A 23,509-nucleotide genomic window follows, 5' to 3' on the forward strand; every position below is an offset into this window, starting at 1 on the left:
GGCCCCCCATGCGGAAACGTAAAGAGCGGGCGCAGAGGCTTATTCCCCTTTCACCGAATCGTCCGTGCCTCTATCGCCGCGGGCTCGCCTGCTGGCGGGCACGGAACCACCAAGCACCGACCATGCAGCAAGTTGCTCCTCTCTCGACGCCCGGCTGGGGGCAGGAAACCCGCGCGACGCTCGCGCTGGCGGGGCCGTTGGCTGCTGCCAATCTGCTGCAGATGCTGACCTACGCCGTCGACGTGATCTTCATCGCGCGCCTGGGGGAACAGCAGCTTGCCGCATCGGCGCTGGCCGTTTCCTTGTTCGGGCTTGTGCTGTGGGCGCTGACCGGGCTGACCGGCGCGGTCGCTCCGCTGATTGCCGAAGCGATCGGTGCACGGGCGCCCTCGGTGCGCCCTGTGCGACGGTCGGTCCGCATGGCCATGTGGCTGGCGGTGATCGCGGGCGTCGGCGGAATGGGCCTGTGCCTGCTGCTCGATCCGGTAATGATGGCGTCGGGACAACAACCCGCCATCCGGGCTCTGGCGAACGAGTACAATAATGTCATCGTCTTCTCGATGGTGCCGATGCTGCTTGCGGCAGTGCTCCGCAACTTCGTCTCGGCCCTCGGTCGCCCGATCTTTGCGACGGCGATCACCGGAGTGGGCATTTTCGTCAACGCGCTGGCCAATTATGCCTTCATCTTCGGCAATCTCGGAGCGCCGGCGCTGGGGCTGGCAGGCGCGGCGGTGGCGACCATCATCACCTCGCTGTTTACGCTGGGCGCCTATATCGCAGCGATACGGTTCGACCGGCGGCTGCACCGCTACCGGGTGTTCGGCCGGTTCTGGGCGCCGGACTGGCAGCGCCTGAAGCTGATCTTGCGGATCGGCACGCCGATCGCACTGACGATCACAGCGGAGGCGGGAATTTTCGGCAGTGCGGCATTCATGATGGGGCGCTTCGGCGCGGCAGAGCTGGCGGGCCACACGGTCGCGCTGCAACTGGCGGCGCTGGCCTTTCAGGTGCCATTCGGCGTGGGGCAGGCAGCCGCAATCAGAGTGGGCTATTTTTATGGCGCGCGCGATCCACTCGGCGTGAAGCGTGCCGGATGGGTGGCACTGGCGATCGGCACGGGCTTCATGTCGATTACCGCGCTGGCGATGGTGCTGGTGCCCGAACTGCTGCTGACGATCTATGTCGATCCGGGCGATCCGGCCAATGCCGCGCTGGTGATGTTCGCGCTGCAATATCTGGTGCTGGCAGCGATCTTCCAGCTGGCGGACGGCGTGCAGGCGGTGGCGGCGGGTGCGCTGCGCGGTTTGCAGGACACCCGCGTGCCCATGTGGATCGCGATCTTCAGCTATTGGGTGCCGGGCATCGGCACCGCGATCGGGCTGGGCTTCTTCACCCCGCTCGAAGGGACAGGCGTGTGGATCGGGCTTGCAACCGGGCTCTTCTTCGCCGCTGTGCTGCTGATCTGGCGCTGGAACCGCCGCGAGACACTGGGTCTGACGCGGCGGGACGGCGATGTGCGCGTCACGCCGCCGCAGCAATCGTCCTGACTTCGCGCTGCGGGAACGGGATGGTGAGGCCCGCATCGTCGAAGCGCTGTTTGGCTTTCTCGGTCAGGTCCCACGACAGGGCGAGGTAATCGCTCGTCGCGCACCACACTCGTAGTCCGACGGTCACCGCGCTATCCGCCAGTGCCGATACGAAAACGTCGGGTGCGGGTTCGTCCAGCACGCGCGGATCACCTTCGGCCAACGCCAGAAGTTCACGCCGCGCCACGCTGATGTCGTCCGAATAGGAAATGCCGATCAGCAGCTCGAACCGGCGGGTCGGCATGCGGCTGAAATTGACGATCGCCTTGTTCCACAGCTCGTTATTGGGGACCATGACGTATAGCCCGTCGGGCTGGACCATCTCGGTGGTGAACAGTCCGATCGTGCTGACAGTGCCCAGCACCGGCCCTGCGCTGATCGTCTCGCCGACGCGGAACGGGCGCTGGATCAGGATCATCACGCCGGCCGCAACATTGCTGAGGGTGCCCTGAAGCGCCAGTCCGACCGCCAAGGCAAGGCCGCCCAGGGCGGCGATGATGCTGGTGGTCTGCACCCCGAACTGGGTCAACACGGTGATCGCGACCACCACCCAAAGGGCATATTTGATGATGTTGCTGAGGAACTTCGCCACGGTCGGTTCGATCCGGCCGGAGCGGTTGAGCGCGCGGTCTGCCGCCTTGGACAGCAACCGCGCCAGGATCACCCCGATGACAAGCACCGCCAGCGCGCCCGCCAGATGAACCAGATTGTCGCGCAACCAGCCGAGTGCGGTGGCGGCGAAATCGAGCTCTGTGCCAAGCTCGGTCTTGATCTGGGTCTTCAATGCGGAAAGCGGCTTCGAGGTTGTCATCGACATAAAGGGGTAATGCTCCGTTTGCGGGCCTGCGCGACAAGAGAAGGCAGGCACGGGGGGATCGGGCAGCCCCCAATAGAGGACCGGAAAGGCGCTGGCCACCCCGGGCCGAAAATCGCACCAGCCGCAAAATTTTTTGCGTCTTCAGGGCTTGATTCATTCGCCGCTCACGACCAAATGCGCCGCGTTGGCACTCTCGAGGTGAGAGTGCCAAGCCAACTCATCCACTCAAGGAAAGGTCATAGCAATGGCATTTCGTCCGCTCCACGATCGTGTCGTGGTCCGTCGTATCGAAGCCGACCAGAAGACCGCTGGCGGCATCATTATCCCCGACAGCGCCCAGGAAAAGCCGAGCGAAGGCGAAGTCGTCGCCGTCGGTGACGGCGCCCGTGACGACGACGGCGACCGCATCCCGATGGACGTCAAGGTGGGCGACCGCGTGCTGTTCGGCAAGTGGTCGGGCACCGAAGTCAAGATCAACGGTGAAGACCTGCTGATCATGAAGGAAAGCGACATCATGGGGATCGTCGGCTGATCGCCTGACCCCTTCTGCTTCCTTTCAACAACAACCCAATCTCAGGAGAAACAATCATGGCTGCCAAGGACGTGAAGTTCGGCCGCGAAGCCCGCGAAGGCATTCTGCGCGGCGTCGACATCCTCGCCAATGCCGTCAAGGTGACCCTCGGCCCCAAGGGCCGCAACGTCGTCATCGACAAGAGCTTCGGCGCGCCGCGCATCACCAAGGACGGTGTGAGCGTCGCCAAGGAAATCGAGCTCAAGGACAAGTACGAGAACATGGGCGCGCAGATGCTGCGCGAAGTCGCCAGCAAGGCCAATGACTCGGCCGGCGACGGCACCACCACTGCCACCGTGCTCGCCCAGGCGATTGTGACCGAAGGCATGAAGTCGGTCGCCGCCGGGATGAACCCGATGGATCTGAAGCGCGGCATCGATCAGGCTGTGCTCGCCGTGGTCGAAAACCTCAAGTCGCGCTCGAAGGACGTGTCGGACAGCTCGGAAATCGCGCAGGTCGGCATCATCTCGGCCAACGGCGACCGTGAAGTCGGCGAAAAGATCGCCGAAGCCATGGAAAAGGTCGGCAAGGAAGGCGTGATCACCGTCGAGGAAGCCAAGGGCCTCGAATTCGAACTCGATGTCGTCGAAGGCATGCAGTTCGACCGCGGTTACCTGTCGCCCTACTTCATCACCAATCCCGACAAGATGACCGTGGAACTGGATAACCCCTACATCCTGATCCACGAGAAGAAGCTGTCGAACCTCCAGTCGATGCTGCCGATCCTCGAAGCGGTGGTGCAGTCGGGCCGTCCGCTGCTGATCATCGCCGAAGACATCGAAGGCGAAGCGCTGGCGACCCTCGTGGTCAACAAGCTGCGCGGCGGCCTGAAGGTTGCGGCGGTGAAGGCTCCGGGCTTCGGCGATCGTCGCAAGGCGATGCTGCAGGACATCGCGATCCTGACCAAGGGCGAGATGATTTCGGAAGACCTCGGCATCAAGCTCGAGAACGTCACCGTCGGCATGCTCGGCCAGGCCAAGAAGGTCACCATCGACAAGGACAACACCACCATCGTCGATGGTTCGGGCGCAGCCGACGACATCAAGGCGCGCGTTGCCGAGATCCGCACCCAGATCGAAAACACCACCAGCGACTATGACCGTGAGAAGCTGCAGGAGCGTCTTGCCAAGCTCGCCGGCGGCGTGGCCGTGATCAAGGTCGGCGGTGCAACCGAAGTCGAAGTGAAGGAGCGCAAGGACCGCGTCGACGACGCCCTGCATGCGACCCGCGCTGCAGTTGAGGAAGGCATCGTTCCGGGCGGCGGCACCGCGCTGCTTTATGCCACCAAGGCTCTGGACGGCCTGAAGGGCGCGAACGAAGACCAGACCCGCGGTATCGACATCATCCGCAAGGCGATCACCGCCCCGGTCAAGCAGATCGCCCAGAACGCCGGCCACGATGGTGCGGTCGTCGCGGGCAACCTGCTGCGCGAAGATGACGAAACCCAGGGCTTCAACGCCGCCACCGACACCTACGAAAACCTGGTGAAGGCCGGCGTTATCGACCCGACCAAGGTCGTGCGCACCGCACTGCAGGACGCGGCCTCGGTCGCCGGCCTGCTGATCACCACCGAAGCGGCCATCGTCGAGCGTCCGGAAGACAAGCCGGCCGCGCCCGCGATGCCCGACATGGGCGGCATGGGCGGCATGGGCTTCTAAGCCGCGAGGGCGGGCGCGAGCCGGCGAAAGCCGGCTTCGCACTCGGCCTCCACAGCTTGCTAAGCTTTCAAGGAACAAGAAACCCCGGTGGAGCGATCCACCGGGGTTTTCTTATATGCATTGCGCGTCACCGCGTCGCCTCGGAAGATTTGCAAGGCAAACTAACAGCATTTGTCACGGGTATGGCCGTGCCGTTCTGCTAAAACCGCCACGCGACCCGAGGGGCCTTACGTGGCCCTTGACCTTATGCCCCTGCCAAATCGGCAGGGGCATTTTTTCCGGTCGTCAGCCGCCCTTGCGGCTCGCCTCGGCGGCTTCGATCGCCGCATCGTCCCACGTCACCTGCGTCTGGGTCTGCGGGTTGAAACGTCCACCATCATACTTCGCAGCCTCTGCCGCGGCGATCTCTGCCTCGGTCAGGAATTCGCTCGGCTCAAGTTTGAAGACATCGATCCCGCGGGTGATCTCGGTGCCGTAGAGGTGGCCCTTGTACCAGTAGACCGACCAGTAGCCGCCCAGCACCAGCTGCTTGTCGTCGATCGGGCCGCGGTCGAAATAGGCGATCTCTTTCGGGTTGTCGCTGTCGGTGAAGTCCATCACCGAGAGCCCGCCCTGATACCATGCCTGCGCGAACAGATCGCGGCCCGGCACCGGGATGATCGAACCGTTGTGGGCGACGCAGTTCTCCTTGTCGCTCTGCGGCCCGGGCAGCTTGTAATGGGCGCGGAACACCAGCTTGCCGTCCACCACGTCATAAACCGCGTTCGCGCCCCAGGTCATGGGGTCGGACGCCTTGCAGCGCGGCCGTCCGCCGCCGCCCCATTCGTCGGTGAAGATCACCTTGGTGCCGTCATTGTTGAAGGTGGCCGAATGCCAGTAAGCGAAGGTGGTATCCGTCACCGCGTCGATCCGCTTGGGGTTCAGCGGATCGCGGATGTCGAAAAGGATTCCGTTGCCCGAACATGCGCCCGCGGCGATGCCCTTGGCCGGGAAAACGGTGATGTCGTGGCACTGATCGGTCGCGGCGGTGCGCTGGGTGCCCTCGCCGTGATCGCCGCCGGTCCACAGGCCGGCGATATTGCCGGTCTTCTCGTCGGCGAACACGCGCGGGCTCTTGACGATGCGCGCCTTGGACGGGTCGGCCACCGGGATTTCGATCACGTCGATCGAGAACAGCGCGGTGCGGGTATCGCCCGGGATCCCGCCCACGCAGCCGGCCAGTTCGTCTTCCTCGCGGATGCTCGCGGTGCCCGAGTTGTAGACGATGATGCGGGTGTCGTCGGCGCTGACGATCGAATGGGTGTGGCTGCCACGGCAGGTCTGCACCCCGCCGACCTGGCGCGGGCGCGATAGATCGGAAATGTCGAAAATGCGCAGGCCGCGGAAGCGATCCTCGCTGACCTTGCCATCGACCCCCTGCAGTCCGCAATCTACCCGCCCGCGGGTCTGCTCGACGCTCATCACGAGGATGTTGCCGACCACCGAGACATCGCCCTGCCCGCCCGGGCAGACGACCGAGCTCATCAGGTTGGGCGCGCCGTCGGCGTCCAGCTTGTAGATGTTGAAGCCGTGGTAATTGCCCGCCACCATGATGTCGTCGAAGAACGCCATGTCGGTATTGGCGAAGTCCAGCAGCGGCGAGCGCTCGGCAAACTGGGTGAGGCTTTCTTCATCGCCGCGTTCGGGGGTTTCGCCCGCCGCCGCCTCGGTTGCGGCGGCCGCTTCAGCCTCTGCAGCGGGCTTGGCCTCGGCTTCGGTCTTCTCGTCCTTCTTGGCATCCTTCTTCGGGGCCACAGGCGGACGCAGGTCGGCCGGATTGTCGGGGTTGAAGAAGCCCGCCGGCTTTCGCAGGCTCGCAACCTTGGTGAGGTTCAGGATTGCCTCGCCCGCATTGTCGAACCCGGCGGCCAGTCCGGCGCGCGGATCGGCCGAAAGGCCGGCGAGCAGCACGTCCATCCGCTCGATCTCGCCGGTCTGTTCGTTGTCGATATCGCCGACGAAGCGGTACAGCACCGGATCGGCCGCGGTGCCGGGCTGACGCAACAGATCATCGACCATGTCGACGGCGCCTTCATGATGGGCGATCATCAGCGTGAGAAACTGGCGATCGAAATCCACGCCCTTGGCTGCGGCAAGCGCCTTCATCTGTTCGGGGCTCGCCATGCCCGCCATCATGTGGTGCATGTGTGCGCCGTGGCCCTTCATCTTCGGGTCTTCCAGCGCCTCGCCGCGCTCGGTCAGCCAAGACTTCATGAAGGCAATCTCGTCCGCCTGGCTCGCTTCGATGCGCCCGGCAATGGCGACGATTTCTTCGGTATTGGTGCGGTCCTTGACCAGCTTCGCCATATCCAGGGCCTGCTGGTGGTGCACGATCATGTGCTGCATGAAGGTGACGTCGGCAGGGGCATATGTCGCTGCGGCAAGCTTCGTCGCCTCTTCTGCCGTCAACGTGCGGCTGTCCTGCCCCGGCGCGCCGGGCTGCACGATCGGCACGCTTTGCGCGAAGGCGATGCCCGAGGTGCCGAGCAGCAAAGCGGAAAGCAGCGCGCCCGAAGCGCGCGAGTTCAAAGCGTTGGTCATGATGTCCCCTGGTTTCGGTAGGTCAGGACGCAGACTGCAGTGAACGGGGCGGCAGTCAAGGGTACGAATGACGCGGCAAGCCCGCTTTCGACGAAGACGCGACGACATCCGAGTAATGGCCGATGCAGCCCGGTCGTGCCGGTCGCACCTTTCGTCGCATGCGATGAAATGAAACCTTGCTCCGACGAATCGCACGTGACTAGAATGTGTCTTAAGCTCGAGGAAACCCTAAGGGAGTATCTTGACGCCATGGCACGTAACCGCCTTTCCGCCTTTGCCACGGGGCTCGTCGCCGCGATTGCGACGCTTGCCATGCCGGCCAGCGCGCGTGCGGACGAACTGCAATCGAGCTTCGACCGCGCATTCGGCACCGAGCTGCGCAAACCGCAAAGCTTCGAGGCGATCTACGCCAGCAGCTTCGAACAGCGCATCGCGGAACTGGCCGATCCCGAACAGGGACGCATCGGCGTCGCCGCGATCGATCTTGCCACGGGCGAGGAAATCATGGTGCTGGGCGACCAGCTGTTTCCGATGGCTTCGACCAGCAAGATTGCCGTCGCCGCGACTTTTCTGGAAATGGTCGAACAGGGCAAGTTCTCGCTGACCTCGGAATTCCCGCTGATGCTGCCGGTACGGTCGGCCAAGTTCTCCTCGCCCCGCGCCCCGGTGCGCGAAGGGCAATATATGCCCGCGATCGACCTGATCGAGATCATGATCACCCGCTCCAGCAACCCGGCCACCGATGCGCTGCTGGCCGCAGTGGGCGGCCCTTCGGTCGTCACCGACTGGGCCCGCCGGCAGGGTATCAAGGAATTCAGCATCAACCGCGACATTGCGACGCTGGTTCGGGACGACGGCGAATTCAATCCGGCGACCCATATCGACAAACGCGATGCGGCCACGCCGCGGGCCATGGCGCAGCTGCTGGCCGGGCTCTATCGTGGCGATTTCCTGTCGGCTGAAAGCCGCCGGGTGCTTCTGGGCGCGATGAGCCGCACCGTAACCGGCAAGCGCCGCATCGTTGCCCATATTCCGGATGAAGCCCGCGTGAGCCACAAGACCGGCTCGCTCAACAACACTTCCAGCGATATCGGCATCATCGAATGTCCCGATGGCCGCGCGATCGCAGTGGCGATCTATGTCACCGGACAAGGCACCCGTCTCGCGCGCGAGGAACGCATCGCGGCGATTGCCCGCGCACTGTATGACGGTTTCAACGTGCGCGCGCAGCAGCAGAATCCGGTGCGCAACTGGACTGCCGCACCTTACAATACCGGCGGCTGAGATCGCGTCCGGTCACCGCGCTATAGCGCAAACGAAAAGGGCGGCGCCTTGCGGCACCGCCCTTCTGTCGTAACCAGCACCGCCCAAGCGACGCTGATCGTGTCCGAATTATTCGGCAGCCTTGGTCGCGGCTTCAGCGGTCGCTTCGGCAGCGTCAGCAGCTTCGGTCGCGGCGTCGGCGACGGCGTCAGCAGCTTCGGTGGTGGCTTCGGCAGCAGCGTCGGTCGCTTCGCCGGCAGCTTCCATAGCCGCGTCAGCGTTGGTTTCGGCGTCAGCAGCCATGGCGTCGGCAGCTTCTTCGGTTTCGGTGGCGGTTTCGCCCGAGCAAGCAGCGAGGCCGAGAGCCGAGGTGGCGATGGCGGCAGCAAGAATGATCTTACGCATAATATGAATCCTTGGTTCAGTGTGTTCCACGCCCTGTAAAGGAGCGTGTCGAAACCGGCAGAAGACCCCCGGTCCGGTGCCTCAAATAATGGCAAGATTGAGGCAGCGCAAGCAGATTAAGGCAACGCAGCCCAAATTTGGCCATGTTTTCGCCGTAATTGGCCGCATCCCTGAACCGCCCTGCCCCGCCTGTTGGCAGGGGATGGCACGGCGAAAGCGGCTACCCGATGGCGGCCCCGGATGCTAGCAGACGGCATGGCCGAACCCAGCACCAAACAGCATCTCTATCTCGTCGATGGCTCGTCTTATATCTTCCGCGCCTATCACCGGTTGCCGCCGCTGACCGACCCGGAAGGAACGCCGGTCGGCGCGGTGTATGGCTACACCACCATGCTGTGGAAGCTTGCCGCCGATCTCGACGAAGCGGACGGGCCGACGCACCTTGCGGTGATCCTCGATGCAGGCTCGGTCAGCTTCCGCAACGAGATCTACGAGCATTACAAGGCGCACCGTCCCGATCCGCCCGAGGATCTGGTGCCGCAATTCCCGCTGATCCGCGATGCCACCCGCGCCTTCAGCCTGCCGTGCATCGAGGTCGAAGGGCTGGAAGCGGACGATCTGATCGCATCATACGCCCGTGAGGCACAGCGCCGCGGCTGGGACGTTACCATCGTCTCGTCCGACAAGGATCTGATGCAACTGCTCGGCGAGACCGACGGCGCGCGGATCGACATGCTCGACACGATGAAGAATCAGCGCATCTACCTGCCGGAAGTGGAGGAGAAATTCGGCGTGCCGCCCGAACTGGTGGGCGACGTGCTGGCACTGATGGGCGATGCGGTGGACAACGTGCCGGGCATCTACGGCATTGGCCCCAAGACCGCGTCCAAGCTGATTGCCGAACATGGCTCGCTTACCGCGGCGCTCGATTCCGCGCCCGATATGAAGCCTTCAAAGCTCAAGGAGCGCCTGCTCGAAGGGCGCGAGGATGCCGAACTTTCCAAGGTGCTGGTGACGCTGAAGGAAGATTGCGACCTTCCCCAGCCGCTTGACGAGATGCAGCTAGGCCCGGTCCCGCCCGAACCGCTCGCCGCGTTCCTTTCGAAGCACGGCTTCACCTCGCTGCTCAAACGGCTCGAAACCGGCACGGGCAGCCCCGCGCGCAAGACCGATCTCAACCCGCCCAAACCGGACAAGGCGGGCGATAATGGCGCAGGGGACGGCACCACCGCCAACCGCCAGCCGCTGCCCGAAATGCCGCGCATCGATCACTCCGCCTACGAGACAGTGCAGAGCATCGAACGGCTCGAACACTGGATCGCCCGCGCCCGCGCCGCCCGGCTGGTGGCGGTGGATACCGAGACAACATCGCTCGATTCCGTGCGTGCCGATCTGGTCGGGGTCAGCCTCGCGCTCGGGCCCAATGATGCGTGCTACATCCCGCTTGCCCACGGCGGCGATGACATGTTCGCGCAGAAGCCCGAACAGGTGCCGATGGATCGGGCGATCGCCGCGCTCAAGCCGCTGATCGAGGACGACAGCGTGCTGAAGGTGTTCCAGAACGGCAAATATGATCTCAACGTCTTCGCTCGCGCCGGCATTGCGGTCGCGCCGATCGAGGACACGATGGTGATCAGCTTCGCGCTGGACGCGGGCCGCGGCGAGGAAGGCATGGGCGGCGGCCACGGCATGGACGAGCTGTCCGAACGCCACCTCGGCCACACCCCGATTGCGTTCAAGGATGTGTGCGGCACCGGCAAGAAGGCGATTTCCTTCGCCGAGGTGCCGCTCGACGATGCCACCCGCTACGCCGCCGAGGATGCGGATGTGACCATGCGGCTTTACCGTTTGCTGAAGCCCCGCCTGTCCGAGGAAGCCGGCACCCGCATTTACGAACGGGTCGATCGCCCGCTGATCCCGGTGGTTGCCCGGATGGAGCGCGAAGGCATCAAGGTCGATCGCGCACGTCTTGCCAGGCTGTCGGAAGAATTCGCGGTCGAGATCGGCCGGCTCGAAGGCGAAATCCACGAACTGGCCGGACAGGAATTCACCGTCGGCAGCCCGAAACAGCTTGGCGAAATCCTGTTCGACAAGCTCGGCTACAAGGGCGGCAAGAAAGGCAAAAGCGGACAATATTCGACCGACGTTTCGGTGCTGGAACGGCTTGCGGGCGAAGGCGCACCGATTGCCCGCAAAGTGCTCGACTGGCGCCAGCTGGCCAAACTCAAATCGACCTACACCGATGCGCTGCAGGCCGCGATCAATCCGGCCACCGGGCGGGTGCATACCAGCTACAGCCTTGTCGGCGCGCAGACCGGACGGCTTTCGTCGACCGATCCCAACCTGCAGAACATTCCCGTCCGCACGCCCATCGGCAGGCAGATCCGCGAGGCCTTCGTGCCGGAGGCCGGCAACGTCCTGCTCGCCGCCGACTATTCGCAGATCGAACTGCGGCTGGCCGCGCATATGGCCGGGGTCGATACGCTGAAGGAAGCCTTCGCCGCCGGTGAGGACATTCATGCCCGCACCGCGAAGGAGATGTTCGGCGAAGTCACCCGCGACACCCGCGCGCGGGCAAAAACGATCAACTTTGCAATACTTTACGGCATCAGCCGTTGGGGTCTGGCAGGGCGGTTAGAGGTTGAGCCGGACGAGGCTCAGGCGATGATCGACACCTATTTCCAGCGCTTCCCCGGCATCCAGCGTTACATCCACGAAACGCTGGAGAGCGTGCGGGCCAAGGGCTATTCGGAAACGCTGTTCGGCCGCAAGACATGGTTCCCGCGGATCAATTCGAAGAACCAGGCCGAACGGCAGGGCAGCGAACGCGCGGCAATCAATGCGCCGATCCAGGGCACCAGCGCCGACATCATCAAGCGGGCGATGGCGCGCATGCTGCCCGCGCTGGCCGACGAAGGCCTGACCGACGTCAGGATGCTGTTGCAGGTGCATGACGAACTGGTGTTCGAATTGCCGGAAAGCCGCGTCGAAGCCGCCACCCCGGTGATCCGCCGGGTAATGGCCGAAGCGGCGCTACCCGCAGTCGAGCTTACCGTGCCGCTGGGGGTAGATATCGGCACCGGCCTGTCGTGGGACGCGGCACATTGATCCGGCGCGCACTGCTGTGGCTTGCCTCCGCGTTCGCGCTGGGCTTGGCTGCGGCAAGTGCGCTGATCTGGAATGCGCGCCGGGCACTGCCGTTCAACGCCGAGGGCCGGTATTTTGACCCTGACAATGCGGCTGTGATCCACCAGCAATCGGTCACGGGCTATGCGATGGTGGGCATCGTTCTTGCACTGGTCGGCGTCGGCCTGGGGTGGCTCGCGCGACGACCCTAACGCCAATGTTTCACGTGAAACATTTGCAGAACATCTAGTCGTGCTTCTTCTCGCGCGTGGGGGTGAGCATATCCGGCGACAGGAAGCCGATCGGCTGGACTTCGGCAGCGCGCTTTTTCAACTCGCCGCGCATCTTCTTGTATTCGGCCTCCATCGCTTCGGTGACGGTGGCGCGTGAATCCTTGAGCGCAGCGTCGAAATCCTGTGCTTCCACCACGCTCACCTCGCCGCCGACACGCCGGAGCGCGCTGAGCCCGGCGCGCCGCACGACGTCTTCGAGGTCGGCGCCGGTGAAGCGTTCGGTCTTACCTGCCAGCATCGCGAGATCGACGTCGTCGACCAGCGGCATCTTCGCCGTATGTATTCCAAGGATGTGTTCGCGGCCCGCCTTGTCGGGGGTGCCCACGTAAATCAGCTCGTCGAAACGGCCCGGACGCAGCAGCGCCGGATCGACCAGCGCAGGGCGATTGGTCGCACCGATGACCACCACCGACTGCAACTCCTCCAGTCCGTCCATTTCGGCAAGGATGGTGTTGACCACGCGGCCCGTCACCTGCGGCTCGCCCTGCCCTGAACCGCGCGCGGGGACGAGGCTGTCGATCTCGTCGATGAACACCACGCAGGGTGCAACCGCGCGGGCGCGGGCAAACAGCTTGGCGATCTGCTGTTCGCTTTCGCCATACCATTTGGACAGCAGGTCCGAGCTTTTCATCGAAATGAAGTTGGCCTCGGCCTCCTTGGCGACGGCCTTGGCAAGCAGGGTCTTGCCGGTGCCCGGCGGGCCATAGAGCAGGAAGCCCTTGGCCGGGCGGATACCTAGCCGGCGGAAGGCATCGGGGTTCTTCAGCGGAAGCTCGATACCCTCCTTCAGCTTGTCGATCGCATCGCCCACACCGCCGATATCGGACCATGCGACATTGGGCACCTGCACCATAACCTCGCGCATGGCGGAAGGCTGGATGCGCTTCAGCGCCGAAAGGAAATCCTCGCGGGTGACGCACAGGTCTTCGAGCACTTCGGGCGGAATGGTCCGTTCGTCGAGATCGAGCTTCGGCATGATCCGGCGCACCGCCTCGATCGCCGCTTCGCGGGTCAGCGCCGCGATGTCCGCACCGACAAAGCCGTGGGTGACGCGCGCCAGCTCGTTCAGATCGACCGCATCCTCCAGCGGCATCCCGCGGGTGTGGATCGCCAGAATTTCGCGCCGCCCGCGTTCGTCGGGAACACCGATAACGATTTCACGGTCGAACCGGCCGGGACGGCGCAGCGCCTCGTCGATCGCATCGGGACGGTTGGTGGCGGCGATGACGACAAGGTTGGCGCGCTTTTCCAGCCCGTCCATCAGCGTCAGCAGCTGGGCGACCAGCCGCTTTTCCGCCTCGCCCGGCACCTGGGTGCGCTTGGGCGCAATCGAATCGATTTCGTCGATGAAGATGATTGCCGGCGCGGCGCGGGCTGCTTCCTCGAACACCTCGCGCAGGCGCTTTTCGGATTCGCCATAGCCCGACCCCATGATTTCCGGGCCGTTGATGGTGAAGAATTCCGCGTCGCTTTCATTCGCGACGGCCTGCGCTAGCCGGGTCTTTCCGGTGCCCGGCGGTCCGTGCAGCAACACGCCCTTGGGCGGTTCGACCCCGAGCCGGATGAAGAGTTCAGGATAGCGTAGCGGCAGTTCAACCATCTCGCGCAAGGCGCGGATCGTTTCCTCCATGCCGCCGACATCGTCATAATTCACCGCGGCGCGGGCATCGCGCGGTTCCTCGAATTCAGCGCGCAGTTCGACCTCGGTATTCTCGTCGATATGGACGATGCCCTTGGGGCTGGTCGAATGCACCGACAGGCGGATCTGCGTCAGCGCATAGGCCGGCGCGCGCAGCAGTTGGCGCACGTCGGGCGGCATGTTCTGCACCGGCTGCTGGCCGGTGGTGGCAACCAGATCGCCCGCCACCAGCGGTTTCCTGAAGAAATTGCGCTTCAGCGCCTGGGTCGGGCCTTGCAGGCGCATTTCGCGCTGGGCAGGGGCGAAGACGACGCGGGTGGCGGGGCGCGATTCGGCGCGGACAATTTCGACGTGCTCGCCCGATCCGGCTTCGGCATTGCCGCGTTGGAGCCCGTCGAGCCGCACCACGTCGAGCGCGTCATCCTCGGGATAGGCGGCCATGGCGATCGCAGCGGTGGTGCGCTTACCGACGATCTCCACCACGTCGCCTTCGGTAATGCCGAGCTTCTGGAAAGCGGTTCGCGGCATGCGGGCAATGCCCTGCCCCGACTCCTCCTGCCGGGCGGGCGCAACCTGCAACCGGACGGTGCGGGCGGACTCGGCGGTTTCTGCTTCGGCCATGGGGATTTCCTGCGCTTGCCTGTTTTGTCGAGACTTGCAGGATTAGCTAGGCACGCGCTTCCCCGATTGCAATCAAGCAGCAGCCTGCGCGCCAACGACATCGCGCGCGATCGGAAGAGCCGCGATACCGAAGATTTTCGCCGGGCAGAAAAAAGCCCGGCACAAAGGCCGGGCTGAAAAGTTTGGGAGAGGATGCCTTAAAGGCACTTCGCATTTGCAGCAGATTCGGACTTTGTGCAAGTGCGTAAAGCGCGAAGTTTGATGCAAAGTTTGCATTCTTGGCGGCAAAATGAGTCTCAATGTCTCAAAACTTGCAAAATCAATGCCTGAAAAAGCGGCAATCGCTCAAACTATGGGCAGAAATCGGCGGTGCTTTTGCATTGCACTGCAACATGAAAGTTGGTTCAACTTTTGCCCCGCACGGACGTGACAGCGTCGCCCGATGGCACTAATCATCCCCGACCACAGGCGGGGGCAAGCCCCGCCAAAACCACGAAGCAAATCAGCGAGGCCCGATGTCCAAGCTCTACCCCGATGCCGCCAGCGCGCTTGAAGGCATCATCAGGAACGACATGCTGATCGCCGCCGGAGGCTTCGGCTTGTGCGGCATTCCCGAACGCCTTCTGGACGCGATTCGCGACAGCGGCGTGACGGGGCTGACCTTTGCCAGCAATAATGCCGGGATCGACAACGAAGGTATCGGCAAGCTGCTGCGCACACGCCAGGTAAAGAAGATGATCAGTTCCTATGTCGGCGAGAACAAGGAATTCGAACGGCAATATCTCGCGGGCGAGCTCGAGGTGGAATTCTGTCCGCAAGGCACGCTGGCAGAACGGATGCGCGCAGGCGGTGCGGGGATTCCCGGCTTTTATACCCGCACTGGGGTGGGCACTGCGGTGGCCCAGGACAAGGAGCACAAGGACTTCCCCGATCGCGACGGAGTGATGCAGACCTATATCCTCGAACGCGGCATCTTCGCCGATCTTTCGATTATCAAGGCGTGGAAGGCCGACGAAACCGGCAACCTCGTGTTCCGCAAGACTGCGCGCAATTTCAACCTGCCGGCCGCAACCTGCGGCAAGGTCTGCATTGCCGAAGTCGAGGAAGTGGTGCCCGCAGGCGCGCTCGATCCCGATCAGATCCACCTCGCGGGCGTGTTCGTGAACCGCATCGTGCTCGGCGCGCCCTATGACAAGAAGATCGAGTTCCGTACCGTTCGGGAGAGGGAAACGGCATGATGAATCGCAAGATCGCCATGGGGTCTCTGCTGGCACTGGCCGGCATGTCGCTTTCGGGTTGCGTTGCTGCGGCTATCCCGGCGCTGGCCGGTGCCGGTATTCTCGGTACGCGGGTGGACGGCGAAAGAGCTGGAGAGCCGGTGGCCAATGCGCCTTCTGTGGCCGTCGCCCGGCCCTCTCCGGAACCCGCGCCTGTTATCGCAGCCCCGCCGCCGGCTGCAGCGGCAGTTGCGGCACCGGTAGTGGCCGCTGCGCCTGCGCCGCCAAAAGCACCCCAGGCGCTGACCACCTATCCCGATCCGGCAAATCCAATCCCCGAAAACCAGTACGGCTTTGCCCGTTTCGTGCGCTACGGCCAGGCATCGGCGGTGGGCGCAAGAAACGGTGCCGACCTGCTTTCGGCGATGCTGAGCGATCCGGTTGCGCTGGATGGCCAGCGCCGCCGCTGCGCTGTGGGCGAACAGTCGGTCGCGGTGATCGACCTTGATCCCAAGGGGGGCGTTTTCACGCCACCTGCCAAACCTGTAAGGCATGACGGACTTGTGCTTGGCCTTGCTGTGCTTCGCGAAGCAGGGGTCGAAATCGCCTGGCTTTCGGACATGCCCGTGGAGAAATCGGGGCAGCTGCGCGCCGTGCTTGAACAATCGGGCCTTGATCCGCGCGGTCAGGATATCATTTCGCTCAGCCGCGGTGCGGATGACAGCAAGCAGAAGCGCCGCGAAAACCTTGCCGGAATCACCTGCGTCGTTGCCATCGCCGGAGACGAGCGCGCCGATTTCGACGAACGCTACAAATATCTCCGCAGTCCCGAAGCCGGCGCAGGCTTGGAACCGCTGATCGGTGACGGGTGGTTCCTGATCGAACCGCTGCTGGGTACAGAAGGGCAATAAACGGCATGAACACGCTTCCCACCGGATGGACCCGCGACGAAATGGCCGCCCGCGCCGCGCGCGAATTGCAGGACGGCTATTACGTCAATCTCGGCATCGGCATTCCGACACTGGTCGCAAACCACATCCCCGAAGGGATGCTGGTAACGTTGCAAAGCGAGAACGGGATGCTCGGCATCGGGCCGTTCCCTTACGATGACGAGGTCGATGCGGACCTCATCAACGCTGGCAAGCAAACCATCAGCGAGCTGCCGCACAGCGCCTATTTCGATAGCGCCACCAGCTTCGCGATGATCCGCGGCGGGCATATCGACCTGACAGTGCTCGGCGCGATGGAAGTGGCTGAGAACGGCGACATCGCCAACTGGATGATCCCCGGCAAGATGATCAAGGGCATGGGCGGGGCGATGGACCTCGTCGCCGGGGTCAAGAAGATCATCGTGGTGATGGATCACACCGCCAAGGACGGCAGCCCGAAGTTCATTCCCCAATGCACCCTGCCGCTGACCGGCGCGGGGGTGGTGGACATGATCATCACCAATCTTGCGGTGTTCCAGCGGCCCGATCACAATTCGCCCTTCCGCCTGATCGAAATGGCGCCGGGCGTGACCGAAGCCGATATCGCCGCCTGCACAACCGCGCATTACGTGGCCTGATGCTGCGTGCTGTTGCGCTCGGCGTTTTCGCACTGGCCCTGGTGAGCGGCAGCATGTTTGCTTTCGTTTCGCCCCCGCGGCTGCTGTCATACTACGACCGCGTCACAGGCGGCGCTGCAGGCGCGCAGCTGGTGGCGCAGGGCGTAGCCTTCGGCAGCCACGGGCAGACACTCGACATCTGGGCACCAGACGATCCACCGCCGGGCAAGCTGCCGGTGGTGATCTTCTGGTATGGCGGCGGCTGGGTCGATGGCGACCGCACATCCTATGCCTTTGCCGGAAGGGCGCTAGCGCGCGCAGGGTTCCTTGTGGCCATCCCCGATTACCGCAAGGTGCCGCAGGTGCGCTTTCCTGCCTTCCTTGATGACGGAGCCGAGGCTGTCGCCTGGGTGGAGGACAATATCGCACAGCACGGCGGCGATCCCGAACGGCTCGCCTTCATGGGCCATTCGGCCGGTGCCTACGAGGCGGTGATGCTGGCGTTGGACAGCCAGCGGCTGACGGCGGCAGGGGCAAGCCCTGCAAATGTGAAAGCGGCAGTGGGCCTGTCCGGTCCCTATGATTTCTACCCCTTCACATCGGACCGGGCGATTGCAGCGTTCAGCGAATGGCCGCAACCCGACGAGACTCAGCCGATCGCCTTTGCCCGCGCCGACGCGCCGCCGATGCTGCTGGTGACGTCCGAAGGTGACACCACCGTTCGCCCGAAGAACGCCAATAATCTTGCTGCCCGCTTGCGCGAGCTCGGCACCCCGGTCGAGGTGAAGAACTACGGCCCGCTCGATCACGAGGAGATAGTGATGGCGCTTTCGGTGCCGTTCCGCAGCAAAGGCCCGGTGCTGGCCGACAGCATCGCCTTCCTGAAAGCGCGGATGGGGGAATAGGCAATGTGGCTCGATCAGCCGCGCAACCCCGACGCTCCGCTGGCAGGACTCAAGGTGGTAGAGCTTGCCCGCGTGCTGGCAGGGCCGTTCTGCGGGCAGATCCTCGCCGATCTCGGCGCGGACGTGATCAAGGTCGAAAGCCCGGAAGGCGACGGCACCCGCCTGTGGGGCCCGCCTTGGGTCGAGCGCACCGATGCCAATGGCAAGGTCCACCGCGAGGCCGCCTATTACCACGCCTGCAATCGCGGCAAACGTTCGATCATCGCCGATTTCGCCGACGCGGACGACCTTGCGCGGGTGAAGGCACTGATCGCCAATGCCGACGTGGTGATCGAGAACTTCAAGACCGGCAGCCTCGCCAAGTTCGGGCTCGATTACACCAGGCTCTCAGCCGCCAATCCCGGCCTCGTCTATTGCTCGATCACCGGCTTCGGCCAGACCGGCCCGCGCGCGCACGAGGCCGGGTATGACTTCGTCGTGCAGGGGATGAGCGGCTTCATGTCGCTGACCGGCGAACCGGAGGGTCATCCGGTCAAGATGGGAATCTCGATCTCCGACCTATCGACCGGTGTCTGGGCCGCCAACGGCATCCAGGCGGCGCTGCTGATGCGCGCGCGGACGGGCAAGGGGCAGCAGGTCGATATCAGCCTGATGGATTCGTCGGTCGCGCTGCTCTCCAATCAGGCGACCTATTTCTTCACCACGGGCGAAAACCCGCCGCGCATGGGCAATGCGCACGCGCAGGTCGCGCCCTATGGCGTCTTTGCGGTGAGCGACGGGCACGTAATCCTTGCGCCCGCCAATGACGGACTGTTCCACAAGCTGATGGATGTGCTCGGTCTCGGTCATCTGTCGGCCGACCCACGGTTTGTGGCAAACGGCGACCGGACGGCCAATGCCAAGGCTCTGGATGCCGAGATCGCAGCAGCGACGGCGGGTTGGACCAAGCAGGGCCTGCTCGATGCCTGCCACGCCGCAGGCGTTCCCGCCGGGCCGATCAATCGGCTGGACGAGGTGTTCGCCGATCCGCAGGTCATCGCGCGCGGGTTGCGGGTGGAACTTGGCGGGATGGCAGGGGTGCGCAGCCCTTTCACCTTCTCGGACGCTGAACTGGCGCTCGACCGGCCCTCGCCAATTCACGGAGAAGACGGCTAGGCAAGCCGCCTTGCGGCCGCCCGCCACAGCCGCTCGAACGGACCCTGCCCGAACCGCGCCACCCACCACGGCGACCACAGCAGCATCGCCGCCACGGGCACCAGGCCGATCGCGAATGCCTGCGAACGGGTGAGCGTCCCGAACAGCCCCAGACCCCATGACGCGAAGATCGCCGACAGGATCACGCTCGTCATCAGGTAATTGGTCAGCGACAGGCGACCGGTCGCCGCAAGGGCGCGGGTAATCCGGCCTTCGGGGACGAAGAAGGCCATCGCCAATGCGGCGTAGCTAACCCCAAGCAACATGTCGAAAGGCGCTGACAGCACCAGCGCCACCGGCCCTACCAGCGCTGCCGGGAAACCCGTCTGCACCAGCCATCCGGCCAGCACGAGCAACACGGGCAACGCCGCCAACGCGCTCAGGCCGGCCAGCCGTTGCAGCCGGAAAGTGCGCCATTCGCCCTTGAGCATCCCGGCCTTCCACAGCCCCATGCCCAGTGCCATCGCCGCGAGGTTGAGCGGGAGCGAGGCCAGCAATGTCGTCAATTGTGCCGGGATGCCGAGACTGCGCCGGACGATCCGATCCGCCAGCCCTTCCCGCCCCTGCTCGATCAAGGCCGCAATGGCCGCCGGGTCGCTGCCGAAATTGCGCTCGGCAAACAGCATCGCGTCGGTGCCCCATCGCTGCATGTGCAGATCGACCATCGCGCTGCCAAATGCGGTCAGGCCGAGACCGAAATGCATCGTAACCAGCCCGAGGGCGACCGCCAGCAACGCCCGCGCGGAAAGTCCCGCCAGCAATGGCAGCGCCAATCCCGCCAAGGCATAGGCCCGCAGAACATCGTTGCTGGCAAGCAGGGTCGCGTGCAGCAGGCCGAACGCGAACAGCACGATCATCCGGGCATAATGCGCCCGCCACGGCCTCGCCCCGCCCTTTTCCAGCAGGATCAGGCATCCCGTTCCGAAAAGCATCGCGAACAGCGTGCGGAACTTGTCCTCGATGAAGACGAAGCTCGCCAGCCACACCCAGTAATCCCACGGACCGGTCGCGCCGTAACTCAACGGGTTGTAATAGGCCGGCGCGGGCAAGGCGAAGGCATGGACGTTCATGCCGACGATGCCGACCACCGCCAGCCCGCGCAGCGCGTCGAGCGCGGGGATACGTTTGCCGGGATGCGCGGGCGTCGCCATTGCCGACGCCCTAGCGCAAAATTCAGCCCAGCGCCGCTTTCAGATCGGTGACCAGATCGGTGCGTTCCCACGGGAAGAAATCGCCCTCCGCCTTGCGGCCGAAGTGCCCGTACGCAGCGGTCTTCCGGTAGATCGGCTTGTTGAGGCCGAGGTGGGTGCGGATCGCACGCGGCGTGAGCCCGCCGAGCTTGTCGATGCCCTTGATCGCGGCTTCGATCCTGTCGTCGCCCACCGTGCCGGTCCCGTGGGTATCGACATAGAGCGAAAGCGGCTGCGACACGCCGATGGCATAGGCGATCTGGATCGTGCAACGCTTGGCCAGACCCGCAGCAACGACGTTCTTGGCGAGGTAGCGGGTGATATAGGCCGCCGAGCGGTCAACCTTGGTCGGGTCCTTGCCGCTGAAAGCGCCGCCGCCATGGGGCGAGGCACCGCCATAGGTATCCACGATGATCTTGCGGCCCGTCAGGCCCGCGTCGCCGTCCGGCCCGCCGATCACGAAACTGCCCGTCGGGTTGATGTGCCACACGGTCTCGTCCGAAATGAAGCCTTCCGGCAAGATCTCGCCCACGACCTTCTTCACATAGGCCTTGAGCTCGGCTTCTTTCTCGCCTTCGTCATAGCCCGGCGCGTGCTGGGTGCTGACGACCACCGCCGTGCAGGCGACCGGCTTGCCATCGCGATAGCGCAGCGTGACCTGGCTCTTGGCATCGGGTTCAAGGAACGGCGCTGCGCCCGAATGACGGTCGGCAGCAAGCCGTTCGAGGATCTTGTGGCTGTAATCGAGCGTCGCCGGCATCAGATCGGGGGTCTCGTCGCAGGCAAAGCCGAACATGATGCCCTGGTCGCCCGCGCCTTCGTCCTTGTTGGCCCCGGCATCGACACCCTGCGCGATATGCGCCGACTGGCCATGGAGATGATTTTCGAAGGTCAGCGTCTCCCAGTGGAAGCCTTCCTGCTCGTAACCGATGCGCTTCACCGTATCGCGCACGGTGTCTTCGATCTCTTGCTCGGCACCCGGTGCCCACTTGCCGTCTTCGTACACACCCTTGCAGCGGATCTCGCCGGCCAGCACCACCAGCTGAGTGGTGGTCAGAGTTTCGCAGGCGATGCGCGCTTCGGGATCCTTCGAAAGAAAAAGATCGACGATGGCATCCGAAATCTGGTCGGAAACCTTGTCGGGGTGGCCTTCGGAGACGCTTTCGGAGGTGAAGAGATATTCGTTGCGCATGAGTCCCCCGGGGGCTGTGGTGATCGGATGTCCACCGGGCCGGTTACCTTATGCAGATATAAGGAAACCTTTATGTCCGGCTTCGTGCCGGACCGCCCTAGCCGCGCGCGCGGAACAGCGCAAGCGCTCTTGGCAGCGCCAGTCCGAGGCCCACCAGCACCAGCGCCCAACCAATCGTCAGCGCGTGACCCCATCGGGCGAACAAGGTGGGTGCCTTCGCCTTGGGAACCATGCCTTCAAGCTTGTCTGCCTTGCCCCGCGCAATGCTGCCGCTCACGATCCCGTCTGCATCGATGACCGCGCTGATCCCGGTGGTGGTGGAGCGCAGCACCGGCAGGCCTTCCTCGATCGCACGCATCCGCGCCTGCGCCAGATGCTGGGGCGGACCCCAGGTGCCGAACCAACCGTCGTTCGAGGGATTGAAGATGTAGTCCGGGCGGCTTGCCGGATCGACCACGGCACCCGAGAACACGATTTCGTAGCAGATCTGGATCCCCGCCTTGCCATGCTCGCCCAGGTCAATCGTGCGCGGTCCGGGGCCGGGTTCATAGTCGATGCTGCCCGCCACCAACCGCGACAGGCCGAGCGGTTCGAGCAGGGGGCGCATCGGCAGATATTCGCCATAGGGTACAAGGTGCGCCTTGTCGTAGCCCGCCGCGATCTCGCCCTTGCCGTTAATCGCCGCGACCGAATTGCGCGCACTCACAGCGCCGATGGTGCCGTCGGGACGGGTGCCGATGTCGAGATTGACGACACCGGTGAGCAAGGTGGATCGCGGCCCGATGATGCCGCCGATGCGTTTACGGGCGAACTCGGGATCAGCCCCGGCGGTCATCTGTTGATAGTAGCGCTGGGGATAGCCGTCCTCGAGATAGTCGGGAATCGCGCTTTCGGGCCACAGCACGATGCGCGATTCGTCGCGTCCCGGATTGGTCAGGGCGGCGATCCGCGCGAACTGTTCTTCAAACTTCGAGGCGTCGTTGATCTCGGTCTGCGGGATAAGTGGCTGGACGAGCGTGTAGCGGATGTCGCTTTCGGGACGATGGACCCCGACGGGCATCAGCATCCCCGCAATCAATAGCAGCGCGTAGCCAGCGGTGTTCACCCAGCGGCGTCCAATCAGCCCTTCAAGAATGAGCGCGGCAGCCAGTATCGCGAAGCCGCCAAGCGCATAGGTGCCAGTGACCGGCAGCATCCGCGCCAGTCCCTGCGCTTCCCATCCGCCCAAAAGCATCAGGCCGAGCGGGGGCCAAGGATAGCCGGTAAACACCCAGCTGCGCAGCCATTCGGTAACGATCCACACCCCTGCCAGCACCAGCCCGAAAGCCCACAGCGGCTTTTTCCGCGCCAGTAGATGTGCTGCTAGCGCGGCGAAAGCGGGATACCATGCCAGATAGATGCACAGCAGCGGCACCGCGGCCCAACCGAGTATCTCGGGCATCTTGGCCTGATAGGTGAAGGCCGTCGCGATCCAGTTATTGGCGAGCGTCAGATGTGCCCAGCCGAACCACCACCCGCGCCACAACGCGCTACGCCAACTCGGCGCTGTGTGGATCAGCCACACGAACCCCGCCAGAGCGGCGAGACCGAGCGGCCAGAGGTGCAAGGGTGGATAGGCGCAGGCGCCGATCAGGCCGAGGAGGATGGCCGAAAGCGCCGCACGGCGCTGCATCAGCGCCGGGATCGCCGCCAGCCTTTCCCTCACG

At 64.2% G+C, this 23,509-nt stretch carries 18 protein-coding genes; 11 read left to right on the top strand and 7 right to left on the bottom strand.

Going from position 1 to position 23,509, the window contains the following annotated elements:
• Positions 1 to 122: 122 nt before the first annotated feature.
• Complete coding sequence (locus OIK40_RS12075) at positions 123 to 1,547, top strand: MATE family efflux transporter (RefSeq protein ID WP_273678597.1); 1,425 nt, start codon at positions 123 to 125, stop codon at positions 1,545 to 1,547.
• On the opposite strand, the gene OIK40_RS12080 is transcribed toward OIK40_RS12075, so the two are convergent.
• On the bottom strand, positions 1,522 to 2,403 hold the full coding sequence (locus OIK40_RS12080; protein ID WP_309557564.1) for a mechanosensitive ion channel family protein: 882 nt from the start codon (positions 2,401 to 2,403) through the stop codon (positions 1,522 to 1,524). The two genes, OIK40_RS12075 and OIK40_RS12080, sit on opposite strands and share 26 nt — an antisense overlap.
• 244 nt (positions 2,404 to 2,647) lie before the next feature.
• On the opposite strand from OIK40_RS12080, the gene groES reads away from it, so the two are divergent.
• Together groES and groL are read left to right on the top strand one after the other, a co-directional pair.
• Positions 2,648 to 2,935, top strand: a complete 288-nt coding sequence (gene groES, locus OIK40_RS12085) for a co-chaperone GroES (RefSeq protein ID WP_068864921.1) — start codon at positions 2,648 to 2,650, stop codon at positions 2,933 to 2,935.
• Between the two features lie 56 nt (positions 2,936 to 2,991).
• Positions 2,992 to 4,632 carry a chaperonin GroEL gene (gene groL / locus OIK40_RS12090; RefSeq protein WP_273678598.1) on the top strand — a complete coding sequence of 547 codons (1,641 nt, stop codon included), beginning with the start codon at positions 2,992 to 2,994 and terminating at the stop codon, positions 4,630 to 4,632.
• Positions 4,633 to 4,917: 285 nt separating this feature from the next.
• Here groL and OIK40_RS12095 read toward each other — a convergent pair whose 3' ends face one another.
• Entirely contained in the window at positions 4,918 to 7,212 is a 2,295-nt protein-coding gene (locus OIK40_RS12095) for a DUF305 domain-containing protein (RefSeq protein ID WP_273678599.1), read from the bottom strand.
• A gap of 249 nt (positions 7,213 to 7,461) precedes the next feature.
• Here OIK40_RS12095 and OIK40_RS12100 point away from each other — a divergent pair, with 249 nt between their 5' ends.
• On the top strand, positions 7,462 to 8,496 hold the full coding sequence (locus tag OIK40_RS12100; protein WP_273678601.1) for a serine hydrolase: 1,035 nt from the start codon (positions 7,462 to 7,464) through the stop codon (positions 8,494 to 8,496).
• 108 nt (positions 8,497 to 8,604) lie between these two features.
• Here the strand turns inward: OIK40_RS12100 and OIK40_RS12105 are convergent, their stop codons facing one another.
• Positions 8,605 to 8,880 (bottom strand): hypothetical protein, encoded by a 276-nt coding sequence (locus OIK40_RS12105; protein ID WP_273678602.1) that lies wholly within the window; start codon positions 8,878 to 8,880, stop codon positions 8,605 to 8,607.
• 255 nt (positions 8,881 to 9,135) lie between these two features.
• On the opposite strand from OIK40_RS12105, the gene polA reads away from it, so the two are divergent.
• A complete protein-coding gene (gene polA, locus OIK40_RS12110; RefSeq protein ID WP_273678603.1) occupies positions 9,136 to 11,988 on the top strand; it encodes a DNA polymerase I in 2,853 nt (950 codons plus the stop codon).
• Positions 11,985 to 12,218: a hypothetical protein gene (locus OIK40_RS12115; protein WP_273678604.1), complete on the top strand. Its 234-nt coding sequence runs from the start codon at positions 11,985 to 11,987 to the stop codon at positions 12,216 to 12,218. The genes polA and OIK40_RS12115 overlap by 4 nt, the downstream gene beginning before the upstream one ends.
• A gap of 34 nt (positions 12,219 to 12,252) precedes the next feature.
• Here OIK40_RS12115 and OIK40_RS12120 read toward each other — a convergent pair whose 3' ends face one another.
• Positions 12,253 to 14,559, bottom strand: coding sequence for a CDC48 family AAA ATPase (locus tag OIK40_RS12120; RefSeq protein ID WP_273678605.1), 2,307 nt, complete (start codon positions 14,557 to 14,559; stop codon positions 12,253 to 12,255).
• Positions 14,560 to 15,074: 515 nt separating this feature from the next.
• On the opposite strand from OIK40_RS12120, the gene OIK40_RS12125 reads away from it, so the two are divergent.
• From OIK40_RS12125 to OIK40_RS12145, 5 genes are read left to right on the top strand one after another with little or no spacing between them, the layout of a single operon-like run.
• Entirely contained in the window at positions 15,075 to 15,797 is a 723-nt protein-coding gene (locus OIK40_RS12125; RefSeq protein ID WP_273678606.1) for a CoA transferase subunit A, read from the top strand.
• Positions 15,794 to 16,687 carry a hypothetical protein gene (locus OIK40_RS12130; RefSeq protein WP_273678607.1) on the top strand — a complete coding sequence of 298 codons (894 nt, stop codon included), beginning with the start codon at positions 15,794 to 15,796 and terminating at the stop codon, positions 16,685 to 16,687. The genes OIK40_RS12125 and OIK40_RS12130 overlap by 4 nt, the downstream gene beginning before the upstream one ends.
• Positions 16,688 to 16,692: 5 nt before the next feature.
• The gene (locus OIK40_RS12135; RefSeq protein WP_273678608.1) at positions 16,693 to 17,343 is read left to right on the top strand and encodes a CoA transferase subunit B; all 651 of its coding nucleotides are present in this window, start codon (positions 16,693 to 16,695) and stop codon (positions 17,341 to 17,343) included.
• Positions 17,343 to 18,227, top strand: coding sequence for an alpha/beta hydrolase (locus OIK40_RS12140; protein ID WP_273678609.1), 885 nt, complete (start codon positions 17,343 to 17,345; stop codon positions 18,225 to 18,227). Before OIK40_RS12135 ends, OIK40_RS12140 begins: the two co-directional genes overlap by 1 nt.
• Positions 18,228 to 18,230: 3 nt before the next feature.
• Positions 18,231 to 19,382 carry a CaiB/BaiF CoA transferase family protein gene (locus OIK40_RS12145; RefSeq protein ID WP_273678610.1) on the top strand — a complete coding sequence of 384 codons (1,152 nt, stop codon included), beginning with the start codon at positions 18,231 to 18,233 and terminating at the stop codon, positions 19,380 to 19,382.
• Here the strand turns inward: OIK40_RS12145 and OIK40_RS12150 are convergent.
• From OIK40_RS12150 to lnt, 3 genes are all read right to left on the bottom strand, one after another.
• On the bottom strand, positions 19,379 to 20,572 hold the full coding sequence (locus OIK40_RS12150; RefSeq protein ID WP_273678611.1) for a DUF418 domain-containing protein: 1,194 nt from the start codon (positions 20,570 to 20,572) through the stop codon (positions 19,379 to 19,381). The two genes, OIK40_RS12145 and OIK40_RS12150, sit on opposite strands and share 4 nt — an antisense overlap.
• A 22-nt stretch (positions 20,573 to 20,594) precedes the next feature.
• Positions 20,595 to 21,803 (bottom strand): methionine adenosyltransferase, encoded by a 1,209-nt coding sequence (gene metK, locus OIK40_RS12155; protein ID WP_273678612.1) that lies wholly within the window; start codon positions 21,801 to 21,803, stop codon positions 20,595 to 20,597.
• Positions 21,804 to 21,900: 97 nt separating this feature from the next.
• Complete coding sequence (gene lnt / locus OIK40_RS12160; protein ID WP_273678649.1) at positions 21,901 to 23,475, bottom strand: apolipoprotein N-acyltransferase; 1,575 nt, start codon at positions 23,473 to 23,475, stop codon at positions 21,901 to 21,903.
• Between the last annotated feature and the right edge of the window lie 34 nt (positions 23,476 to 23,509).

Source organism: Erythrobacter fulvus (assembly GCF_028595285.1).
Classification (GTDB): Bacteria; Pseudomonadota; Alphaproteobacteria; order Sphingomonadales; family Sphingomonadaceae; genus Erythrobacter; species Erythrobacter fulvus.